We start from the raw sequence: 22,952 nt of genomic DNA, 5'->3' as shown, positions 1-22,952 counted from the left end.
ATAGTGCGGTATATCGTATCATTTCTATACTCCTTTCTTTGTCGCAACTAACGCATAAACCATTGGAATTTTATTACCCAAATGTGCAATCCTATATTTTTTTGGTGCCAGTTCAATTGTATTATTGAAACAATTATAGGGTGAATAATCAAACTCTTCGAAAGTGTTGATTTCAAATCCATTATTTATCAAGCTGCTCATCACTTCACTAAGTCCGTGATTCCACATAACATACTCTTGTGTGATGTCTGCGGACCGGTCAGCATACGTACCACTTTCTGTTTCTAAGATTGCACCTGAATTAAAATAACTATACCCTACTTTTTCAAAGCTGTCGTCAAACATCCACACAACTGGATGAAACTCCACAAAAACGAACTTTCCTCCAGGTTTTAAATATTTGGCGATAATTTGAGCCCATTTATCAAGATCTGGCAACCACCCAATGGTACCATAACTCGTGTAAACAATGTCAAACCGCAGTTGCAAATGGTTTGGTAAATCGTAAATATCACAACAGATAAATTGTGTATTCGAATTTGTATCGGCGGCAATCCTCCTTGCGTTTAAAATGGCTTTATCTGCTAAATCAACACCTGTCACGCTAGCTCCAAGTCTACTCAGTGAAATTGTATCTTGACCGAAATGGCATTGCAGGTGCAGAATAGTCTTTTCTTTTACATCTCCGAGGAGTGCTAGTTCAATGTCATTAAGTGATGTTTCCCCTTTCAAAAAACTGTCCAAATCGTAAAATTCAGACTTTAAATGTGCGTCTGTCCTGTTATTCCAAGACTGTCGGTTTATGGCAATGTAATTGTCTATCGGATTCATTAAATCTGCTATTCTATAAAAATAAATGATGGATGTATCGCATTACTGACCAGCATAAATAGCGACCCCATTTTCTAATAAAACATATCCCTTCCAAGCAGATAGCGTAAAGTTTTTAGATACCCAATTACCTTCTCCTGATTTTTCCAATACAATACCTGTGTTGGATTTTGGTAGAAAAATTTCAGCTTTGGTATTATCTGAACTGAATATTAAATAGGCAGCGATTCCGTCAATCCTCGCACCGTTTTCTAAGGGATTTAGCTTAGTTTTTAAGGTCGCCAATGTTAAACAAGATTGTTCTATCTCAGAATATACTTTTCCCTCCTCATACAAGCAAGCTACTCGTTGTTTAGTACATTCGCTTTTTACGAGTGGCATAGTCGATACAAATTGTATACTATCTATGTCTTTAAAAGCCGTACCTTCAGGATTCAACTCACCATATCCTTCAATAAGCGTATCTCCGTTTACTTTAAAAGCAATTTGTCGAATCGATTGAATTCCCTCAGATTGAAAAGTATAATCTGCGACCAAAATACCGTTCTTTAATTGTCCTATAAAGCTCCCCGAGTTTTTATCCTTTTCTGCCAAAGCATAAGTTAGATTTCCCTTAACCTCGTTCTCATGCACATTCTCGGTGATTTCCAAAGAGATCGTGCTTTTATTATCGTCAAAAACATAACATCCTAAATTAATTGGGCTTATACTCACTTCAGAAACCTCCTGCGTCTCAGCATTGGAATTCTTTGTTGTTGACTCCTTATTTCTGCAGCCTATTATTGTCAATAATACAAATGATAATACGATTAGCTTTTTCATATTTCCTATTTCTAAGTGTAATCAGTTTTTATAAATTTAATTTTTATTACTGACATATTGTATAAAATTAGCTTTTTGTTGCCCTATCTCATCGGCTTAATTCATTTTTACAACAATAATATACTGTCTTTTATGCTATTGATTTCTTAGTAAATCCTTATATTGGATCAAAAGCTCACCTATAATTTTTATAAATATTACATTGATTTTTTTAAAATAGTTGACGATTGGATACGCGTTTATAGATTTTTGATTTATTTCATGAGAACAAATCAATTCATCCCAGCTATACATGAATAACAACAAAATCTTAGTAAATCATATTACATTTATAGATGATTTCATATATTTACGTATAATCAATCAATTAAAACATGAACAGAATATACAAAACCTCTGGTATCCTTTGCTTGAGTTTAATCAGCACCCTAACCTATGCGCAGACCAAGTTCCAACCGCAGGACACCGAATTCTATACCCCGATTATCCGAACGGTGACTACTTCAGAAAATCAAGCTCCTTCAGATGCTATCGTGCTTTTTGATGGCACTAACCTCAACCAATGGGTAAGCGCAAAAGACATACAGAGCGAAGCTCCATGGAATATCGAAAATGGCATATTGACGTGTACGCCACAATCTGGGGATATTCAAACAAAAGAAAACTTTGAAGACTTCCAACTGCATATCGAATGGAAAAGTCCGGAGGTAATTAAGGGCGAAGGCCAAGGACGTGGAAATAGCGGTATATTTTTACAAGGACATTACGAAATACAGGTGTTGGACAACAACAATAATCCTACCTACGTAAACGGTCAAGCTGGCTCGATATACAAACAACAACCTCCACTTGTATCTGCAGTGAAATCTGCTGGACAATGGCATACCTATGATATCTTATATACTGCACCTCGATTCAACGCAGATGGTATTTTAATAAAAAAAGGTATTGTAACCATCTTGCACAATGGTATAGTGGTACAGTACAATACGCAGATCGAAGGAACTACAGAATACATCGGATTGCCAAAAACCTTGGTTCATGGCCCTGGCCCAATCGTATTACAGGACCACGGCGATAAGGTCAGCTTCCGTAATATCTGGATCAGACGCCTTTAAAATACTATACCTTAAAAAAGGGGGCGAATTTATGCAAATTCGCCCCCTTTTTTTTAAGGTAATTTTATAATAAAATATCCATGATTTCATTTGAACTTATTGAATCTTTTCTAATACTTTACACAATGCAATAGATCAATTCTTTTTTCTATGTTGCTGCCCAGGAGCATAAGGTTTGGCAGATTTTGAACCTGTTATTTTTTTTGCTTGCCCTGGAGGAACCTTACCGCTATTTCCCGCTGTTCTAATGCTATAACATGAAGTGGTGAGGAGGATTGTTGCCAAACCGAATATTAAACATATCTTTTTCATATTTAAATTTAAGTATATAATTATCTATTAACGTGCCAAACAGCCATGAATGAGTAATATCTGTTATTAAAGTGCGTAGAACAAATCTTAAAATTAGCCTAAACACTTAAACTTACATCTGTAGAATTTCTGATTTGAATACCGTATCTATCTTTCAGTTCATCAAACTGCTTTAAAGTACCCTTTTCAAAACCAGAAATTGGCGACATACAATCGACCAATAGCGTAATGCGTGAAGTAATAGCCCTGTTATCGGCAAAATGTTCGAGAATTTGTAAGGTTGAGGCTAATACGCAGTGACTAGAAGCTTCGCCTGCGATATAAATAGCATCATACTGGCCTACGGCATCCAATACCGTTTGGTTGATATAATTATCGTTATCATACTCCGCCTTAATGATTCCGTACATTTCGGTATACGGGTTTTGCCCTTTATAAACTAATATCGGTCGGGTCTTACGTGCCGCTGCGTGGAAGTAAAGCATATACGTAAATTGGCTTTCGAGCATAGCACCATATGTTCCCTCCAGACAGTGATGAGGCCATATACAAAGCTGTTTTCTATCTGACAACTCTAAATTACGGAGGTACGCTAGCGAGCGTTCTGATTCTCCATTTGCAACACTCCATAGACCATTTACAACGTCGGTATAGGTAATAGTGGTAAAGGGATCGGGGTGCCTGCCCTCTTGATCTAGCCACCATCCTGGGTGAAATATCTGCAACAATGAATGACAATCAAGACTACATATAACCTGAGTCAACGACGCCACATTACGATACATCCATTGCGTCAGGCGTTGTACATCACCTTTCGAACCTGCTACAGGAAGACTACCGATGTTTTCCATAAAATCATTTTGTACATCAATTGCTAAAAGAAGCGTCCGTTTCTCATCGGCAGCAGCAGGAGAGAAACTTTCATGTCCTGCAAGTGACAGGATTTCAGGAATATTCCCTCGTGCCTCAGGAGAAGCAATATACTGGCTGTCGACTATTTGTTCATATGTTGTTTTCATTTCGTGCAAAAAATATTAATCTATAAATTGAAAATCGATGTTACCGATCAAAATAACCGACCAACTCATTTTGAGCTTTTTTGTTCAAGTATAATTACTAAGTAAAGATGATTAATCGTTTTTATATATACAATAATTTCGGATGAAAACAGACGATAAGCTAGTTTAACCTCTGCTATATCTGCCACAAGTATGATAAGGACGATTGTTTTTAAATGATGGATTGTTTATCCTCAAGTAAAGCAAAAAATAGGCTGTCATCATTCGACAACAGCCTACCCTTCTTGATATTATTTCTGAATAACGATATTTCACTTTAAAATAGCATAATTATAATATAATATGCATTAAAATCAAATTATTCCATAGTCGGATTGAATGTCCCGCCCCAGTCCTTATTTTGTTGAATTTTACTATTCTTATCAATAACAGATTGTGCTATTGGAAAGAAATAATAAGTATCGGGTACCAGGTTCACCTTATTTCCTGTATTAGGAACCTGCAATACGCTATATTTAAATTGATTTTCTTTCAAATTGTAACTTTTAGCCAAATCAACAGCTACATCCAAATCCATCTCAGTTCCATTATCGTTGATAGCAATTGCCTCTACTCCATATTTAGTTGTATTATTGAGGGTATTCAATTTACGTGCTCTTCTCAAATCCCAGAATCGATGTCCTTCAAAACAGAACTCGATATTACGTTCCGCCAAGATTGCATCTCGCATTTCCGAACGATTGGAAGCCGTGATACCATATTTCCCATCAGATCCAATTTCGATTCCTGCGCGTTGGCGGATTTGTTTCATAATATCCAAAGCGGTATTGAAGTCGCCGGTTTCGTTTGCTGTTTCGGCATAATTCATCATCACCTCTGCAAAGCGCATCAATACAAAATCAACATCATATTGAGTCTCCACCTCTGTTTGTTTCAAGGAGAGTTTAGAATTTTTAAGAATAAAAAAACCACTATAGCGACTTAAGTTCTCCGATGGCGTTTTAGCTTTTGGATTGACCCCAAAATTATCCAGATCGGCCGCTATACCCACAGAAGTGTACTGTCTCTTACCTGCTTTTCCAGAGACTTCATAAATTTTTCCATTCCAAACGATGGATTTATCAAATCTAGGATCTCTATTTTCCCAATAAGATTGTAAGAAATCATCATTGGTCTTATGGTATTTCCCTGTAGCATCTGAAAAAAGTTTACCATCTTTCATAGGGAAAGTCTTTACAAAATCCCAAGAAGGCACTGCTGATGCAGGTCCGCGGCTTTCCGAACCCGGTCGAACACCATTATCCCAATTGGCGACCTTATTGGGGTAGGAATTTATAACTGCAAAGACAACCTCTGGTCCCTTTTCCTGAATCGCAATCTGTGCATAGTCTTCAGTTAAAGCATAACCATTAGCTTTCAATCGATCGTACGCCGTTTTATTGGCTGCATGAGCTTCTGTCCAATAAGCATTGCCATAAGGGTTTGATGGGTTAAACTGTGGGGAAGCTTTATATAGCAACACTTTGGCTTTAAATGCTACAGCAAAATTGCCATCAATACGTCCATAATCTTCCGAACCCTTTTCTATTGTAGCCGGTAATAGTGCGATTGCAGCATCCAAGTCCTTAATCAGCAAATCAAAACATTCTTTAGTTGTATTTCTAGGCGTCTGCAAATCGTCCTTTTTCAAATCTTGCGGAACCGTGATATAGGGAACTCCACCATGATGCCTCACCATATTGAAATACATATAGGCTCTCATGAATAATGCCTGACCCAATACCGAATTTTTCACATCAGAACTTAAGCCTGTACTTTCGTTAACCTTATGAATAGCTGTATTGATTTTTCTAATTGTTGTGTAGTCCCATGCCTTATAGGCTGTATTATTTACAGTCACAGCATCCAAGGGAAATGAAATACCCACCAATTGTTCTGAGTTACCATCAGCACCTGCAATCCAGTTCCCAAACAACGGATAGAGATTGGTAATATAGGCATTGACTAAATTAGGATCATTCCACACCTTGCTTTCATCGAGTGAATTGAGATCTTCGATATCAAGCACATTTTTACAAGATGATGTGGCCAGTAAAAGGGCTATTATGGGATAAAATATAATTTTCATTAGAATAAAATTTAGTAATAATAGTAGAACATTCACGAGCATATGTCCACGCAATGGTGGCATAAACTTGCATACTCCATTTAAAATTTAATGTCCAAACCTAATGTGAACGTTTTCATGACGGGATAAGAGTCATACATTTTTTGTTCTGGATCATGAAATTCCTTCATTGGTGATAGTACAAATAAATTTGTTCCATTAAAGAAGACGTTCACACTTTTTATCTTCATGGCATCGGAAACAGATTTTGGCAATCCATAAGAAATGTTCAAATCACGTAAACGTAAATATGCGCCATTACGTATCCAGAAACTCGAAGTGCCAGTACCTGCCTCTGCCCAGTTTGAACCTACGACCCTTGGATATTGTGCGTCTTCATTTTCTGAAGTCCATACATCGCCAGCCCATATGGGATAATATGGTCGGAAAGCACCCCCATGCTGGCGCATTCCTCCTCCTTCTTGATTGCTGATGATCCGGTCATAGGCCAATACCCCCTGAAGCAATGCTGAAACTGAAAACCCTTTCCAATTGGCATTCAACCCAAAGCCATAATTGATTCGGGGCGTATTGTTTTCAGAAAGCAACATCATATCGTTATCATCGATCTTCCCATCCGGTGTGTCCGAATAGTTGGCTCCTCGAATATCTTTATACATAATCATGCCCAAATATGGATCACGTCCGTAGGTTTTGAAACCTTGATCTTTCAGTTCATCGAGCTGCTGCTGTGTCCTCACTAGATCGACAGCCTCAAGACCGATGATCCGATTTTCAGGTCTTCCGATACGGGTCCTGAAATTTTGAGTCCCATCAGGGCCGTACGAAGGTTCTTCATCGTATATATCCCAACGGTCTTTTGCATACCCCATATTTGCAGTCAGGCCATAAGACACTTCTCCTATACGGTCATTCCAATTTAGGGATATCTCGCCACCTTTATAACTTCTTGCAGCATAATTCTCCGGAGCTAGTTCCCGTCCATAATTGTCCGGAACAGTCAGCGACCGTGGACCCAAGATATCCGTTTCTTTACGGTTGAATACATCCAAAGAACCCGTCAATTTGTTATTGATAAAACCAAAATCTACACCAATATTGACACTCTTAGAAGTCGTCCACGTCAGGTTTTGAGTAGGAGTCGCTCCATAAGCTACACCATTATAGTAGCGGTCTCCAAACATGTACCCGCCAGACGGTCTATATTTTTCTTGATAAAGAAATTGTCCAATTCTTTCGGCATTGACATTCAAATCATTTCCTGTAGTACCATAAGAAGCTCTAAGCTTCAAGTCACTGAAAGTGTTTTTAATATTGGAAAAGAAACCTTCTTCAGATACACGCCAAGCCGCAGATACGGATGGGAACAATCCCCAACGTTTGTCTCCTGGAAACAGCGGAGATCCATCATATCGGAACGAAAATTCTGCAATATACTTATCCGAATAATTATAGTTCGCTCGTCCGATGATCCCTCTTCTCGAATTGATACTTTCATATGCATTTGTCGATCTAAAATTACGATCTGTTGGATAGATGAACATCTGATCTAAACTCACAATTGGATTTTCAGCACGCGAATTCACATATGTACCTCCCGCTTTAAATTGTTCATAGACCAGTAAAGCGTCGATGGTATGTTTATTGAATTTCAGGTTATAGTTCAAGAACCAGTTGACTTGGTATTCCCATTCCCGCTCAGGAGAATAATCCATAAATGGTTGTGCCTGACTGAACGTAAATATATTCACCTTATCTTCAGAAGGAGGTGCGGGAATGAATCGATTACCATCAGGATTCAATGACGTGAACGTATAATTCTTCTGGAACGTCATGAATCGTTTCCGCATATAATCTTGTGCTAGATAACTACCGACCACTTTGGTAGACAAGCCCTCTACAAGTTTATCCAATTTATAATTTAGGGTCATAATCGGATTAACTTGTCGCACCTTACGGTCGATATAACGATCTCCCATCACTTGATCGATTACATTCCAAGCCTGCCAGCTTCCCATAGGAGTCTGGACTGGAAAATCCGTGCGTGAATTACTGGGAGAACCATCGGCATTGAGGTAAAATGGATACATCTTTGGCCAATTGAAAGTGACCCGATAAAAATCCGAAACATCAAAATCATCATCCTCTGCCGCAGTACTGAATGGCCAATAAAACCGTTTAGAATTAGTCTGGTTGGCAGATATATTGACATCTATGGTAAAATCATCTGAAATTTTAGCGCTAACGTTACTTCTTAAATTGAACTTTTCGTGATCTAAAGATTGGTACGACCCATTTTCTTTACGGTAACTAACCAAATTATAATAGGTAATCCGATCTCCTCCACCGGCAACTGAAATTGATTGTCTATGGCTAAACGGATTCCTCCAGATCACATCATTGACGCTGTAATCTTTATCTTTAAAATAGTCGAACTCGGTCTGTCCATTAGGTGCTACCCAAGGCTTAGAACGATCTCCATTTTCCCAATTAAATTGAGAAACTCTATTTTGATAGGTCAACTCATCTGCTGCTGTAGTAATATCCGCCAAAAGTGTTTGAGTGGGTGCACCGAAAGTATAATTGCTTTGTACATTGAAAACAGGTTCTTGAGCAGACCCCTTTTTCGTTGTTACCACGACAACTCCATTTCCAGCTCGCGTACCATACACCGCAGCAGTAGCGGCATCCTTCAGAAAACTCATCTGATCGACCTCATTGGCCTCCAGAGCATCAAAAGCCGCTTTATCTCGAACGATTCCGTCGATAACATATAAGGGTTCTGCAAAGCTACCTCGTATACGCAAACTAGAAGAAGCCCCAGCCATACCGGAAGTATTGGTCACATTAATCCCTGCCGCTCGTCCTGCTAAGGTATTGGATAGATTTGAGGGAGCAATATTCTTCAATTGATCTGCATTAACAGAAGCGACCGAACCCGTTATGTTTGCTTTACGTTGCTTCCCATACCCTACTATGACTACCTCTTCCAGACTTTCTTGCTCTTGATCCAGTGCAACCGTTATGGCAACTTTATCCTTGGAGTCAATATTGTAATTATTGAGCACTTTGGTTTTAAAGCCCACATAGCTGATCGTGATGACATATCCCTGCCCTTCTGGAATGCGTTCAAATGAAAACATGCCATCATCATTTGTTGTATTGACCTGCTTAAATTTACTTGTCAGATTTTCAATACTAACAGTTGCTCCTGTAATTGGATGATTACTCGCATCCCTGACCACGCCGTTAACGGAAGCTGTCGATTGTGCAAATCCGACCTGGCAACTCATGCTGACAATACCCAGCACACCCAAGCGAAGGGCCCAGTTAGTCTGAGGGTTCCTAGTCCTCAGGAACAGCATCGTCATCAATTGATGCTTTTTGGAAAAAAAAATGTTCATAATTAGCGTTTTGATATAAGTGTTTATTTATTTGGAAAGGTATAACTGATTTCTACATGATGTAAATAATTAATCTCTTGAATGATTTCTTTGTAGACTTGTTTTGTATTGTTAAAATGACCACTATAAAATTTATTACTGATTTTTCTTTTATCATAATGAAGATCTATGTCATAATTTTGAATCAGGACATTAATCACATCTTCTAAAGCAATATTCTTAAATTGGATAACAGCAGCATTTTGAAGAAAATATCCACCCCGATCTATTCCTGATTTATGTACTTTCACTTCCTGTACTATCGTTAAATCATGATGGTCTAATGTGATTTCTTCATTTGGCATAATGGTACGTACTAGATTTCGTTGCTCGTTAGCAGCTTGGGCCTTCACTTCTATCTTCCCTTCCAATAACTTAACCTGTGTCTGCGTCGATCTTAACTCATCAACGATGAATATCGTTCCCAAAGCTGTAGTTGTCACTCCTGTCGAATGCACTCTAAATGGTTTATTTATATCCTTGGTCACATTAAACTTGGCCTTACCTTTTAAATAAAGAATCCTTTCTTTTAGGTTACTGAAATCTTCCGGGTATTTAATTTCTGATTTTGGATAGAGGGTAATGATAGAGCCATCACTTGCAGTCAGAGTCATGATGTCATTTCCTGAATTGATGTAATATAAGTTGCTGCTTTCAGTCGAATTAATGCTCATAGTAGCCGTTTCACTATGAACTGAAACCAGTGTTTTCGTGAACTGATTTAGGATTCCATAAACTCCCAGAAACAAAATAAAGGCTGCCGCAACTTTAGATAGGTTAATAAAAATACGGATTCTATGAATACGGATTCTATTTTTTTCTATACTAGCAAATATGTTTTTTAGTATATCTTCTTGATTGGCATAATCAAGATCTCCATCTACCGAATTCCAATCTTCCTCAGGAAGCAGTGTCTCTAAGTTTGGATCTCCATATCGGATATAATTTTCCAAATACGTAGCCTCCTCTGCAGAACATTGATTCTTTAAGTAACGATTAACTAATTCTGACGTAATCTTCATATAATAAGAATACGACAGAATCGTCCCTTACCCCCAAAATTATTTTAAGAATAATAGAAGAGCCGATAGAAACAGGAAGAATATTTTTTTCAATGCCTTAAGTGCTAGGGAAATATGATTTTCAACAGTCTTCGGTGATATTGCCAAGCGGCTGGCAATCTCTTTATAACTTAAATTGTCGAACCGACTAAGTAAAAAAATCCTTTTTCTAGAAGGAGGCATACCATCCACAACCCGCTCATAGTGCGCACTGATTTCTTTCAATCGATAGAGTTCAGACGGTGTTTGCACGGACTCCTGTAAATAGGGTTCTTCCAATATAATTTGTCGCTTGCGTTCCTCTTTTAGGATATCTAATAACGTAGTTCTAGCGATGCAAAATAATTGAGATTCTAATTCGACGGTTACCTTTTTAGTATAAAGATTATCCCACAATTTAATAAAAACCCTTTGCACAACCTCTTCCGAAATATACGTCGAAGAAGTTTTGCTCAATGCATAGTGATAAACTCTTTTATTCCATTTTTCATAAATATACTCAAATTCCGAATTCGAAATTAAGGCTTGTTTAGGCATGATTTAGATTAGTATGGTGACTAATGTGATTAGTATCATACTAATATATGCATTAAAGACTACTCTTCATAATTACAGTAAAATTCCTAATATAGTGGAATTATCAAAGGGATTATCAGGTTATAAAATATAGCATTATAGGTTACAGCTCATTATTAGTATCTGATAAGGACAAATATTGAAATTAGATTTTTTTTCCTCCATTTAGAGAACCCTTTTATTAAAATAAGATAAGTTTATTTGAAATAATATCAATAATAAAACCACAAAATCGTTTAGGCTTATATAATCCTAAACGATTTTAAAATAACAGATCGCACGAATGAACTTAAGTTACGCCTGTTTATATCTATAGCCCAAATTCGATAGTTATTGCGTACTGCGCATAATCTTTTCCATCTTTTTCCCTTTAGCTAACTCGTCTATAATTTTATCCAAATACCTGACCTTTTGCGTCAATGGATTTTCAATATCTTCTACACGATAGCCACATATCACGCCCTTGATCAGTTCTGCATTGGGATTTAACACTGCATTTTGAAAAAATGTTTCAAAAGTTACTTTATTCGTGATCTGTTCCTCCAACATCTTGTCGTCAAAACCAGTAAGCCAAGCTATCACCTGCTGGAGCTCTTCTTTTGTTCTACCTTTCTTCTCTACTTTCGCAAGATAATGCGGGTAAACCGAAGCAAAAGTCAAATGGGCAATGCGCTCGTCATGAGCAATATTATTTTTCATTACCGGTTTATTTAGTATTCCATTATCTATTTGTCCACGATGCATATCCTGTGCACCATCGTATTTTAATTCCCTTTATTCACAAAATAATCCCAAGCCTGCTTGGCTATATCCGCAATTATATTTTCATTCGTTTCCTGGTTTTCTTTTGAATTCGTGACAAAGACGCTTATAACAAAATATTCTCCATTAGGAAGTAAGATAACGCCTACGTCATTTAAAGCTGCTGTTATTCCCGTTTTTTTATGGGTACCAGACGACCCGGTTTTATGAGCAACGACGGTATGTTTTGGTAGTTGGCCTTTCAATTGATTCAATCCGGTATTTGTGGATATCATCGTGCTCCATAAAAAATCATATTGCTCCAACGATAATAAATTCTTTTCATTGACATAAAAAGTTTGTAATATCTTATTAATCTCCCGAGGGGTAGCCCAATTCCGGAATTGGGATTCCCAATCACTTTGCATCGTTTTCTCGTTAATTTTAATGGAAATATCTGAAAACCCCATATTGGTAAAATAACGTTCCACCACCTGAGGTCCACCAAGGAGCTTTAGAATGACATCGCATCCAATATTATCACTTAATGTCAGCGTATATTCCAAAATCTCCCGTATAGTAAGCGTTACCCCTTTAGGATATTTCTCTCTAATCGGACTCCATATCTCAGGTGTCATATCTTTTTTAGTAATCTTAATCTCTTGGTCAAGTTCAAAATTACCCTTATCGATTTCAGATAACATGACAATAGCGATCGGTACTTTAAAAACACTTTGCATGGGTAAATGACGATCCGCATTAATCCCCAACGTATCCTGTTTATCTATTCCTGTAATCGCAATGCCTACTAATGCATCTTTCAACTGCACGATGTTTTCTAAATTAGTACGTAAACTATCCATACTTTGAGCATGAATCTGCAACGAAAAAAGGAGCAAGATTAAAGTTAATTTTATAAGCTTTAGCATAAGATGTTTGTTATATTCATGTCTTTAACAGATGACCGATACCCAAAGATATAAACTTAGAAACACAATAAAAAGGCTTTAAACAACTTACTAAACCTACTTGATTATCCGCACTTAAAATATGCTTAGCATTTTATGCAAATTCAATCTGAGTCATCATATTATGTATATATAAAGTGAGCGTTAGTTACGCCTAAAAAATAAATTATAAAAATGCATATCTATCTAAAAAAAATTAAAACTGAAATTACCCTACAGACTACAACTAACAGAAATCAAGTTGAAAATTGCTGACCATATTACCCGAAAGTTTCGTAACTTTAAAAGACGCATGAAATACAAATCATAACTCATTCAGCAGAACGGAATTGAATGTGTGCCCGTGTAAATAAAAACGCATTAGTTCCAATAAATAATAATTTTTATGAAAATAGCTTTCTTTTCAACCCAACCTTACGATAAAGAGTTCTTCGAGAAAGAAAATGAAAAATATAGCTTTGATTTTAATTTTTTCGAAACGCATCTTGGTCCACATATTGTGAATGCGATTGAAGATGAAAAGGCTGTATGTGTTTTTGTCAACGACGTTTTGAATAGGAAAGTATTGGAAGTTCTCGCTCAGAAAGGAGTGAAATTCATCGCATTAAGATGTGCTGGCTTTAATAATGTCGATTTAGCAGCAGCAAAAGAATTCGGCATTCGGGTCTGCCGAGTACCTGCTTATTCACCCCAAGCAGTGGCTGAACATACCATGGCGATGCTCTTGACCTTAAACCGAAAAACACATAAAGCCTATAACCGTGTACGGGAACAAAACTTTTCCCTCAATGGATTATTGGGTTTTAACCTGTACCAGAAGAAAATAGGTATCATAGGAACAGGTAAGATAGGCAAAGCATTTGCCCGAATAGCGCTGGGTTTTGGTGCAGAGGTAGTTGCTTATGACCTCTACCCAGACGTGGAATTAATGGATCTAAGAGTAAAATATGTTACGCTAGACACTCTATTTTCAACATCTGATATCATCTCCTTACATTGCCCACTTACCCCTGAGAATCATTATCTCATCAATAAGGAATCTATTGACAAGATGAAAGAAGGTGTGACCATCATCAATACCAGTAGAGGAAATCTTATCCATACCCACGATGCAATCAAAGCATTAAAGGAAAGAAAAATTGGACTACTGGGGATTGACGTCTATGAACAGGAAGAAAAACTTTTCTTTAAAGACCTATCATCCACTATCATACAAGATGACACAATTCAATTATTGATGAGTTTTCCGAATGTTTTGGTAACTGCGCATCAGGCCTTCTTTACCCAAGAGGCTATGGAGGAAATAGCTAAAAGAACACTTAAAAGTATTTCAGATTTGGCACATAATGGAATAACCGACCTAGAGGTATTGCTATAGAACGTATTATAAAAAAACACATTGCTCATACTTCTCCTTTTGAAAAAAGGCAATCCTATCCCAGTAGAGGAAAAATTTTATTAGCACATATTGACCGGCATGACCTGGCTTTCAGTCACTGCGAAGATTTGCTGCCCTGGCTTGGCCGCAATCATATATAAACCCGTAAATAAGCTAAAAGCAGGTAGTAAGGCTGTATTTTCATCAAAGACAAAACATGCCAATCGCATCTTTTGTCTTGCTGATCCTTTTAATAAAACTCCTGGATGCAGGTGTCCAGAAAAGACAAACCGACCGTTATCAGGAGCATCCTTACTGTCATGTACAAAACAAAATTCACCTATTTCATACTGATTCAGATAAAGCTGGATCTGCAATTCATCGTAGTAAGATGCTTGTAATTTATCATGGTTACCCTTTACTAGAATGATCTCCAAGTGCCTATTATATTGGCGCCAAACTCGAAATTCCTCCAAATCGACATTATGTTGATGATGGAACATATCTCCCGTCACCAAAAGTACCTGCGGATCATACCTTTGCACCAATCCATCCAATCGCATGATATCTCGCTGCGATACCGCACTTGGAATCTGTAATCCCTCCCGTCTAAAGTGACCGGATTTGCCCAAGTGAAAATCGCTGATAACCAATAGGCCATATTGCGGAATGTATAGGGCTCGATCATTATCCAATACGATCTCCAAACCTCTTTTAATTAGGCTCACCATCTTTATCCAAATCTTTAAATACTTCGGCCTTCATTCTTTCAATTCGTGCTTCAAGTTCCTCAGAACTCATACTCTCGCGCATACTGTCCACTTTTATAGGGAAAGAAAAGGGCGTAAACCTAGTGGCAGTCTTCAATATAATGGCACTTTTCTGTATTCTTTGTAAAGCCATCATCAATCGCGGTTCCTCCAGTTGATAATGAAAATTCTCATCATAGGCCTGTCGCAATAATAGGTTACGAGGATCATAAGATTCAAAGACATCGAAAAATAAAGAAGAAGATGATTGGATCTGTTTGTTCTTGATATATTTGCCCGGATAACCCTGAAAAACCAAACCCGATATACAAGCAATATCCCTAAATTTTCTTTTGGCCATCTCGGTAGCATTGATACTTGCATTAATATCTTCACTCAAGTTTTCAGGAGAAAAGACTTCATAGACGATGGCGTCATCCATCGGGATCTGCTGATCACTCAACAGCTCAAAACCATAGTCGTTCATAGCGATAGAAAATGTGATAGGCATTAATTTGGAAATCCGATAGGCAACCAATGCAGCCATTACCTCATGTACCAGTCTCCCTTCAAAAGGGTAAGCAAAAAGATGATATCCTTCTCTGGTTTTAATCAATTCGACCAAAAACTCATCCACTAATGGAACATGTGTAATGGCCTCCTGCAATTGGAATAGGGGCTTTATGACTTTCAGTTCTTCCTCCTCTTCATTTCCTTCTAATACTTGACTGTACTTGGTACGCAAGATAGCTCCCAGATTGGAACTTAACGGCAATCTCCCCCCTTGCCAGCTCGGTGTTATCGCCTTTTTATGATTACTTTTTCGCACCAGCACAAGCATATCCCTGACCATGACAAACTCTAAGCTCCTCCCGGCTAGATTAAAACGATCACCAGCCTTAAGTTTGGAAACAAAATATTCCTCTATCATACCGATATAACCACCCTTCATAAATTTAACCTTCAGCATCGCATCACTCACGATAGTCCCAATATGCAGGCGGTGCCGCATAGCAATCTGCCGACTGGTTACTTTCCATAATCCATCCGCTTCATCCAGTACCACTTTATGGAACTCAGGGTAAGCGTGTAAGCTGCTCCCTCCTTGCGTTATAAAGTGCATGGACCATTGAAACTCCTCTTCCAATAAATCCGCAAATGCAAAGGTATTTTTGACCTCGTCAAAGATAATCTTGTCATCAAACCCACTTCCCACTGCTAATGAGACCAGATATTGTATCAGGACATCAAAAGTCAAGACAAAAGGCTCCCTGCTTTCAATCTGGCCGGTTTTCGCGGCCGTTTTGATTGCCGCTACTTCGAGGAGTTCGAGTGCATGCGTAGGCATAAAATAGATCTTTGATGTTTCAAATGGTGAATGCCCACTTCTTCCGGCACGCTGTAAAAACCGAGCCACCCCCTTCGGAGACCCTACCTGGACGACCGTATCAACGGGCTTAAAATCGACACCTAGATCCAATGAAGAAGTGCAAATAACGACCTTTAAGATGCCAGTATGAAGCGCGTCTTCAATCCAGTTACGCAGTTCATGATCAATAGAGCCATGATGTATGGCTATCTGTCCCGCAAAATCTGGGTGGATCTTCAAAAGATGTTGAAACCAGATTTCAGCTTGGCTTCTCGTATTTGTAAAGACTAATGTCGTTCTGCTTTTTTTGATAACGGGAATCAATTTATCCGCCAGCTTGATACCCAAATGCCCTGCCCAAGGCAACATCTCGATTGTCTCCGGAATGATCGATTGTATCTGAATTTTTTTCTCAAAATCGGCTTTTACAATCGTTTTTAAGACCGCAGCATCCGGTTGTAACACTGCCAATGCTTCTTCAAGATTACCGATAGTCGCCGAAATCCCCCAAATCTGTAGCACCCTGTTTTCCCGAAATCGTAGGATTCCCTTTATCCGCGAAAGCGCCAATTCGACAAGCACGCCACGCTTACTCCCCAATAATTCGTGCCATTCATCTGCTACGATACAGGAAAGATTATCAAAAATGGCTTCCGTGTTTTTTTGTGCCAGAAGAAGATGTAGACTTTCAGGTGTAATCAATAGTACTTGGGGCATCGCACGTTTTTGTTTCTGCTTTTCAGACACCGAAGTATCGCCATTGCGCACCCCTACTCGCCATCCGATATCCAGTTGAAATAAAGCCTCTTCCATAGCACGAGCTAAATCTTTGGACAATGACCGCAATGGTGTAATCCAGATAACACGCAACCCAAGCTTAGCCTTTTTAGGTATAGGCCCTTCATTCAGATAGGCGATGATCGGAGCCAAAAAGACAGCGTAGGTTTTCCCAAAACCTGTAGGCGCATTCAGTAGACCGCTATAACCCGCGAGGTAAGCTTCCCAGGTTTTTTCCTGAAATGGAAAGGGTTTCTTCTTATTTACCTTAAGCCATTTTAAGACCTTTTGATAGCCAACAGTTTTTTTCATAACTCGCTTTCCCTCATCGTTGATTTTAATAGCACTCGTAGATCTTCCACTGTATTGATATCCTCGACTTTCTTATCCCTTCTCCAGCGCACGATCCTTGGAAAACGCAGTGCCAGCCCCGCTTTATGCCTTTTACTTAAAGCTATCCCTTCAAAAGCAATTTCAAACACCAATTCCGGCTTTACTGTTCTTACAGGCCCAAACTTTTCAATGGCATTTTTCACTACAAATCGATTGACCTCTTTAATCTCCTTATCTGTCAATCCAGAATACGCCTTGGCTATGGTCACAAATTGATCTCCATCCCTTACCGCAAAGGTGTAATCAGTAAAAAAATTAGCCCTTCTTCCACTACCTTTCTGCGCATATATCATTACCACATCAACGGTAAAAGGTTCTATCTTCCATTTCCACCAATCACCTCTTTTTCGTCCGCTATGGTATAAAGAATCCTGATGTTTCAACATAAGCCCCTCACTGTTCATTTCTCGTGACTTTTTTCTCGTTTCCACTAAACTCTCCCATGTATCGAAAGAAACAATTGGTGAGGGTTGAATGATCTTACCGATGGGCAATAGCTGTTCCAATAGGAATCTCCTTTTTCGTAGGCTTTCCCCCCTCATATCCTGTCCGCCATACTCCAACAGATCGTAGGCATAGAAAGAAATAGGTGCTTGTTCCAATTGCTTCTTGAGAATGGTCTTCCTATTCAACCGTTGCTGAAGCGTACTGAAAGACAGCACTTCGCCATCTCTCACAGCCAAAATCTCGCCATCTAAGACCGTTCCATTCGGAAGACCCTCCAGCGCAATATGCAATTCAGGGAATTGATCCGTGATCAACTCTTCACCGCGGGACCAAATGAATAGCTCGTCATTCCTTTTAATGAGCTGTCCTCTAATACCATCCCATTTCCACTCTGCCTGCCAATCGGCAATTGCCCCCAATTCCTGCACCGGAACTTCGATTGGATTTGCCAAACAAAAGGGATAAGGCCATGAGTTATCGGTATTGACATGCACCCCTTCTAACAGGTCTGTGTAGGTGATCTGTTCAGGATCCCATTTTCCCATTATACTATGGGTAATGTGGTTTACCTCTAGCCCCGTGAGCTTGGCTAAGGCATGTATCAAATTCTTACCAGAGATACCCACTCTAAAATTACCCGAGATCAATTTATTAAAGACAAACCGTTCCTGTACATCCAACTTCATCCAAGCATCGAAAACAAACTGTTTTTTATCTTCATCGCTACTGCTTACTAACCTTTTCAAATCCAATATCCATTGATGTAAAGGAATATCCGAATGTGCGGTTGGAGGGGGTAATAGTAGCGCAATTGTTTCACTCAAATCACCTACATTGTGGTAGCACTCGGTAAAGAGCCAAATGGGTAGATCAGTGATTTCTGTTATCCATTCTTTCAATAACTTGGTATTGATGGTCCTTTTGGGTTTTTTACCTGTAAATAACGCAATCACCCATATTTTATCCACCTCATCAGCCTCCGAAAAATAGTGTACAAGTGCCGCTAGTTTATCATTCGTCTTATTGCTTTGCTCCAGTTTGGAAATCAAATTACTGAACCTTTTCAAATGCTCACCTCCTTCTCTTCTATCCTTTCATCATCTTCCACTCCAAATTGCGTTGAAACCGCTTCGGCATCCAATCCTTGCTCTGTCAAGTAACGAGCAAAAACAGAGGTGAAACCATGAGTAACATATATTTTCTCTGCTTCAGTTGCCCGAATCGCATCGATCAATCCGTTCCAGTCCGCATGATCACTCAGAGCAAAACCGGCATCAGCGCTTTGCCACCTCCTGTGCGATCGCACCTGCATCCATCCAGAACAGACTCCTACCGCTGCCGTATGCAGACTCTTGATCCACTTGGTATCCCGCATAGCGGGGGGAACGATCAATATCCCAGCCTGCAACTCGTCCTTACCTGTCTCTGCTGAAATCTCTGTATATGATGGCAAGGATACACCAGCCTGTTGAATTGCCGCATTTAACCGTGCAATACTTCTATGAACATAAATAGGCCTATGTCCTGCCAGGTTTTGCATTAGACGCTGGGCCTTACCCAAACTGTATGCGATGAGTACGGTCGTTTTATGCTCTTCCCTATTCTTGTCGGCCCATTGGTTGATATCCTGAAATATGGTTTCCTGCGGCAGCCAATTATAGATTGGAAGTCCAAAAGTACTTTCAGAAACGAAAGTATGGCACTTGACAGGCTCAAAAGCAGTACTTATACCGTCGTATTCGGTCTTATAATCGCCAGAGAGCACACATACCTCCCCTTTATAGGCTAAACGCACCTGCGCCGAACCAATTACATGTCCTGCTGGATGAAAAGAAATCTGAACACCATTTCGGCTTATGGTCTCGCCATACCCTAAAGACTCGACAATCAAGTCCTCACTTATCCTACATTTAATAATAGCCTTGGTTAAATGGTGGCACAGGTAATATTTATTTCCCCATCGTACATGATCGGCATGCCCATGTGTGGTCACCGCATAATCTACCGGTAACCAAGGGTCTATATAAAAATCACCCTGTTGACAATAGATACCCCGATTCGTAAAACTTATCAATCCCATAATCAAATAACAAGTATCTTGAAAATTAGTTTACACACCTTCCTTCATGGCATACAAACTATTTAGCTACCCAATTGTTTATCCCTTATATGATCTACTTATATAAGCAAAAAAGCAATATGGAAATTCAATATGTTTTAGAAGAAAAAGGTGGACCAGTTCTAGCATTGGCCATTCACGATGGACATCAAATTGCAAATCAAATCTCCCCTCTCATGAATCTTTCTGAATCCGAAAGATTAAGAGAAGAAGACCCTTATACAGGACTATTAACAGATCTTGATACCAATAGGCTCCTGATCAAAACTTCTAGATTTCAAATAGACCTTAATAGACCCATTCAAGATGCTGTTTATATCCATCCGGACCAGGCTTGGGGTTTACAGGTATGGAAACAGCCCCCTACCAAAGCAATTGTAGCACAACTGCATCAATCTTATCATTATATTCAGAAGTTGCTGTCACTCATAATCGAAAACAGCATCCAACAGTTTGGCTATTTTATCATTTATGACATCCACAGCTACAATGCCAAGCGCTTGGGTCCTGATGAGGTGGTAGATACTAAGACTAATCCACAAATCAATATCGGGACGATTAATAATACCGGTATCTGGAGACCGTTGATTGACAACTTCATGAAATACCTGAAGGAGCACAAAATCAATGGACAAACTATTGACGCTCGAGAAAACGTTAAATTTTCTGGAGGATATCTTTCTAAGTGGATCAGCAGTAAATATGGTCAAAAAGGCTGTGTTCTATCCATTGAATTTAGAAAGGATTTTATGAATGAATGGACCGGTGTCCCTAATCTTGAGCATATTGAGTCACTCAAAAAAATACTATATTCTTCCATCTCTTTCATTAAACAAAGCTATCAAAATCATTATGGATCAAAGTAAAGCAATCGCAAAAGCAGTTACATCCATCACACAAAAAGAACCCGTTCACATACAGTTTTCAAAAGATAGTAAACTTGTTCTAAAGCGCATTATTCCCTTACTTTTAGTCTACCGCATACCTCCCGAAGGGAAAGATCAGATGCTATCCACTTTGGCAAAGTCGGAAACTTGTTCAGTGGTGGGAAAAGAGTCCGACTTAGACTTTAACGCTGTTGCAGCGCCCATTATCCGGCAACTGATTGATGAATTCGGTGCCTGTCAACTGATCGAAATCTGGCAGAACAAAGACATGGACAACGATGTAACACTACACATATCTCAAAAATCGGCCTTACCAATCGCCCAAAAGTTTATCAAGGATTTTAAGACCAATGACCAGAATCTGGCGTTATCGATTGCAATTCAAAAAGATGCCAAATCGCCTACACCTCCTGGGACAGTCCCATTCATCAACCCTTTGGCCGAGGAATACAAACAGCTTATTTATACGGGAATTGCGATAAAGCCACATTATATCGATGCGCTTACAGGAAATGCATACCCTCTTATTCTGAGAAATTATCGCGACGTTTTTACAAAAAGCCTGCGCAAGAATTTCTTGGAATTTGTGCGACTCTATACTTCGTTGAAGGTCTCTCAGTTCAGAATGTTAAAGACCACAGAACTACAGCCTCTGGTCATGGAAATAGATCAAAATCTAGCGGTCGAAAGTCAAAAATTTGATTTTCTATTATTAGTAAGTCCCCTAAATACACGTGAAGCTTGGTTACAGTTCAAAAAAGATAAGTTCTTAAAATCACCTAAATTCAGGTATAGGCCAATGCCAATCGACCCAGAGTTGGTCAAGAGGCATTTATATGACCTGAGAATAGAAGATATCGACGATCCGACCATAGCCTATCTTTTTAGGGACAAGCGTAAAGAATTAGATGCCATGATGACCATGTTGATCGACCGTGGAAATGAGGGCTTTTTACATGGCAGCCTACAAGTTTTTGGTAATGTGAGTGATAATTTACTCGAGACTGCAAAAGCGATATTATTGGTATATGAGCGTAATGGGAAGAAAAAAGCGCCACCAAAAAAAATGATCAATGCTACAGCATTTGCAAAATTGGCAAAAGAAGAGCTCGCATACCTCCGGCAACAACTGCCCACGCTGGAGACCGGAGTCCGAATTCGAGAAGACATCACGGGCATTATGGTCAATCGCGGTGTCCTTAACATCAGTAAATATTACGAAGTCGAAGAATCTAGAGCTAGAGCACTGATCCAACATGAAGTCGGTACGCATATCGTCACCTATTTCAATGGTAAGTCACAACCCTTTAAATTGTTCAGCTTGGGAGTACCAGGATACGAGCAATTGCAAGAAGGGTTAGCTGTGTTTTCGGAATATATGGTCAATGAACTGAGCGGCGATCGATTACGCATCATTGCAGCCCGAGTAGTCGCCGTACATCATCTATTGGCTGGTCATAATTTTAGTGATACTTTCTTTTTATTGGTAGACCATTACCACTTCACGGAGGAGACAGCCTTTTCGATCTGTACTCGTGTTTATCGTGGTGGCGGATTGACCAAAGACGCGCTTTACCTCAAGGGTCTTATGAGCATTATTACCTACATCCGAGAAGGAAGAAGTTTATCTCCACTTCTTATTGGCAAAATTAGAGAGGACTACATTCCGATTGTAGAAGAATTGACACAAAGAGGTCTTTTAAGTAATCCAATCTTAAAACCGCGTTACTTATCAGAACCATATTTACAGAATATAGATAAAATCAAAGCAGGAGACAATATTTTCAACCTTTCAAATTTTTAAAGCACTATCC

Annotated in this window: 18 protein-coding genes; 4 read left to right on the top strand and 14 right to left on the bottom strand. The window is 39.0% G+C overall.

From position 1 onward, the window contains the following. Window positions 1-24 precede the first annotated feature (24 nt). Complete coding sequence (locus tag KO02_RS10250) at window positions 25-831, bottom strand: class I SAM-dependent methyltransferase (protein WP_038698050.1); 807 nt, start codon at window positions 829-831, stop codon at window positions 25-27. Between the two features lie 42 nt (window positions 832-873). Next, entirely contained in the window at window positions 874-1,653 is a 780-nt protein-coding gene (locus KO02_RS22745; protein WP_051959858.1) for a hypothetical protein, read from the bottom strand. Between the two features lie 374 nt (window positions 1,654-2,027). Here KO02_RS22745 and KO02_RS10240 point away from each other — a divergent pair, with 374 nt between their 5' ends. After that, the gene (locus KO02_RS10240) at window positions 2,028-2,771 is read left to right on the top strand and encodes a DUF1080 domain-containing protein (RefSeq protein ID WP_038698048.1); all 744 of its coding nucleotides are present in this window, start codon (window positions 2,028-2,030) and stop codon (window positions 2,769-2,771) included. A gap of 135 nt (window positions 2,772-2,906) precedes the next feature. On the opposite strand, the gene KO02_RS23970 is transcribed toward KO02_RS10240, so the two are convergent. From KO02_RS23970 to bla, 8 genes are all read right to left on the bottom strand, one after another. Further along, the gene (locus tag KO02_RS23970; protein ID WP_200878631.1) at window positions 2,907-3,083 is read right to left on the bottom strand and encodes a quinol oxidase subunit 4; all 177 of its coding nucleotides are present in this window, start codon (window positions 3,081-3,083) and stop codon (window positions 2,907-2,909) included. A gap of 98 nt (window positions 3,084-3,181) precedes the next feature. Continuing rightward, window positions 3,182-4,102 carry a hypothetical protein gene (locus tag KO02_RS10235; protein ID WP_038698046.1) on the bottom strand — a complete coding sequence of 307 codons (921 nt, stop codon included), beginning with the start codon at window positions 4,100-4,102 and terminating at the stop codon, window positions 3,182-3,184. 358 nt (window positions 4,103-4,460) lie between these two features. After that, window positions 4,461-6,230 carry a RagB/SusD family nutrient uptake outer membrane protein gene (locus KO02_RS10230; protein ID WP_038702482.1) on the bottom strand — a complete coding sequence of 590 codons (1,770 nt, stop codon included), beginning with the start codon at window positions 6,228-6,230 and terminating at the stop codon, window positions 4,461-4,463. An 80-nt stretch (window positions 6,231-6,310) separates the two neighbouring features. Continuing rightward, window positions 6,311-9,634: a SusC/RagA family TonB-linked outer membrane protein gene (locus tag KO02_RS10225; RefSeq protein ID WP_038698044.1), complete on the bottom strand. Its 3,324-nt coding sequence runs from the start codon at window positions 9,632-9,634 to the stop codon at window positions 6,311-6,313. A 23-nt stretch (window positions 9,635-9,657) separates the two neighbouring features. After that, window positions 9,658-10,695 (bottom strand): FecR family protein, encoded by a 1,038-nt coding sequence (locus tag KO02_RS10220; protein ID WP_038698042.1) that lies wholly within the window; start codon window positions 10,693-10,695, stop codon window positions 9,658-9,660. A 39-nt stretch (window positions 10,696-10,734) separates the two neighbouring features. Further along, on the bottom strand, window positions 10,735-11,271 hold the full coding sequence (locus tag KO02_RS10215) for a sigma-70 family RNA polymerase sigma factor (protein ID WP_038698040.1): 537 nt from the start codon (window positions 11,269-11,271) through the stop codon (window positions 10,735-10,737). A 369-nt stretch (window positions 11,272-11,640) separates the two neighbouring features. Next, the gene (locus KO02_RS10210) at window positions 11,641-12,009 is read right to left on the bottom strand and encodes a DUF2200 domain-containing protein (protein ID WP_038702480.1); all 369 of its coding nucleotides are present in this window, start codon (window positions 12,007-12,009) and stop codon (window positions 11,641-11,643) included. Window positions 12,010-12,074: 65 nt separating this feature from the next. Further along, window positions 12,075-12,980, bottom strand: coding sequence for a class A beta-lactamase, subclass A2 (gene bla, locus KO02_RS10205; protein ID WP_038698038.1), 906 nt, complete (start codon window positions 12,978-12,980; stop codon window positions 12,075-12,077). A gap of 424 nt (window positions 12,981-13,404) precedes the next feature. Between bla and KO02_RS10200 the strand changes: the two genes are divergently transcribed. Next, window positions 13,405-14,397, top strand: a complete 993-nt coding sequence (locus KO02_RS10200) for a 2-hydroxyacid dehydrogenase (protein ID WP_038698036.1) — start codon at window positions 13,405-13,407, stop codon at window positions 14,395-14,397. 80 nt (window positions 14,398-14,477) lie between these two features. On the opposite strand, the gene pdeM is transcribed toward KO02_RS10200, so the two are convergent. Genes pdeM through KO02_RS10180 form a run of 4 tightly spaced genes read right to left on the bottom strand, consistent with a single transcriptional unit; the run spans window position 14,478 to window position 20,212 of the window. After that, window positions 14,478-15,128 carry a ligase-associated DNA damage response endonuclease PdeM gene (pdeM, locus tag KO02_RS10195; RefSeq protein ID WP_051959857.1) on the bottom strand — a complete coding sequence of 217 codons (651 nt, stop codon included), beginning with the start codon at window positions 15,126-15,128 and terminating at the stop codon, window positions 14,478-14,480. After that, the gene (locus KO02_RS10190; protein WP_038698034.1) at window positions 15,112-17,604 is read right to left on the bottom strand and encodes a ligase-associated DNA damage response DEXH box helicase; all 2,493 of its coding nucleotides are present in this window, start codon (window positions 17,602-17,604) and stop codon (window positions 15,112-15,114) included. Before KO02_RS10190 ends, pdeM begins: the two co-directional genes overlap by 17 nt. Then, window positions 17,601-19,181, bottom strand: a complete 1,581-nt coding sequence (locus KO02_RS10185; RefSeq protein WP_316929687.1) for an ATP-dependent DNA ligase — start codon at window positions 19,179-19,181, stop codon at window positions 17,601-17,603. Before KO02_RS10185 ends, KO02_RS10190 begins: the two co-directional genes overlap by 4 nt. Before the next feature lie 14 nt (window positions 19,182-19,195). Then, window positions 19,196-20,212, bottom strand: a complete 1,017-nt coding sequence (locus tag KO02_RS10180) for a ligase-associated DNA damage response exonuclease (RefSeq protein WP_038698030.1) — start codon at window positions 20,210-20,212, stop codon at window positions 19,196-19,198. A 119-nt stretch (window positions 20,213-20,331) separates the two neighbouring features. Between KO02_RS10180 and KO02_RS10175 the strand changes: the two genes are divergently transcribed. Beyond that, window positions 20,332-21,117, top strand: coding sequence for an N-formylglutamate amidohydrolase (locus tag KO02_RS10175; RefSeq protein WP_051960272.1), 786 nt, complete (start codon window positions 20,332-20,334; stop codon window positions 21,115-21,117). After that, window positions 21,104-22,942, top strand: coding sequence for a flavohemoglobin expression-modulating QEGLA motif protein (locus KO02_RS10170; protein WP_038698029.1), 1,839 nt, complete (start codon window positions 21,104-21,106; stop codon window positions 22,940-22,942). Before KO02_RS10175 ends, KO02_RS10170 begins: the two co-directional genes overlap by 14 nt. Window positions 22,943-22,952 lie beyond the last annotated feature (10 nt).

This window comes from Sphingobacterium sp. ML3W, from assembly GCF_000747525.1.
Lineage (GTDB): Bacteria > Bacteroidota > Bacteroidia > Sphingobacteriales > Sphingobacteriaceae > Sphingobacterium.
Note: the sequence above shows the minus strand (reverse complement) of the source record. Positions and strands in the feature narration are given on the sequence as shown.

Excerpts from the sequence above, each read along its gene's own strand:
- KO02_RS10250 (WP_038698050.1), bottom strand. The coding sequence starts at position 831 with ATGAATCCGATAGACAATTACATTGCCATAAACCGACAGTCTTGGAAT.
- KO02_RS22745 (WP_051959858.1), bottom strand. The coding sequence starts at position 1,653 with ATGAAAAAGCTAATCGTATTATCATTTGTATTATTGACAATAATAGGC.
- KO02_RS10240 (WP_038698048.1), top strand. The coding sequence starts at position 2,028 with ATGAACAGAATATACAAAACCTCTGGTATCCTTTGCTTGAGTTTAATC.
- KO02_RS23970 (WP_200878631.1), bottom strand. The coding sequence starts at position 3,083 with ATGAAAAAGATATGTTTAATATTCGGTTTGGCAACAATCCTCCTCACC.
- KO02_RS10235 (WP_038698046.1), bottom strand. The coding sequence starts at position 4,102 with ATGAAAACAACATATGAACAAATAGTCGACAGCCAGTATATTGCTTCT.
- KO02_RS10230 (WP_038702482.1), bottom strand. The coding sequence starts at position 6,230 with ATGAAAATTATATTTTATCCCATAATAGCCCTTTTACTGGCCACATCA.
- KO02_RS10225 (WP_038698044.1), bottom strand. The coding sequence starts at position 9,634 with ATGAACATTTTTTTTTCCAAAAAGCATCAATTGATGACGATGCTGTTC.
- KO02_RS10220 (WP_038698042.1), bottom strand. The coding sequence starts at position 10,695 with ATGAAGATTACGTCAGAATTAGTTAATCGTTACTTAAAGAATCAATGT.
- KO02_RS10215 (WP_038698040.1), bottom strand. The coding sequence starts at position 11,271 with ATGCCTAAACAAGCCTTAATTTCGAATTCGGAATTTGAGTATATTTAT.
- KO02_RS10210 (WP_038702480.1), bottom strand. The coding sequence starts at position 12,009 with ATGAAAAATAATATTGCTCATGACGAGCGCATTGCCCATTTGACTTTT.
- bla (WP_038698038.1), bottom strand. The coding sequence starts at position 12,980 with ATGCTAAAGCTTATAAAATTAACTTTAATCTTGCTCCTTTTTTCGTTG.
- KO02_RS10200 (WP_038698036.1), top strand. The coding sequence starts at position 13,405 with ATGAAAATAGCTTTCTTTTCAACCCAACCTTACGATAAAGAGTTCTTC.
- pdeM (WP_051959857.1), bottom strand. The coding sequence starts at position 15,128 with ATGGTGAGCCTAATTAAAAGAGGTTTGGAGATCGTATTGGATAATGAT.
- KO02_RS10190 (WP_038698034.1), bottom strand. The coding sequence starts at position 17,604 with ATGAAAAAAACTGTTGGCTATCAAAAGGTCTTAAAATGGCTTAAGGTA.
- KO02_RS10180 (WP_038698030.1), bottom strand. The coding sequence starts at position 20,212 with ATGGGATTGATAAGTTTTACGAATCGGGGTATCTATTGTCAACAGGGT.
- KO02_RS10175 (WP_051960272.1), top strand. The coding sequence starts at position 20,332 with ATGGAAATTCAATATGTTTTAGAAGAAAAAGGTGGACCAGTTCTAGCA.
- KO02_RS10170 (WP_038698029.1), top strand. The coding sequence starts at position 21,104 with ATGGATCAAAGTAAAGCAATCGCAAAAGCAGTTACATCCATCACACAA.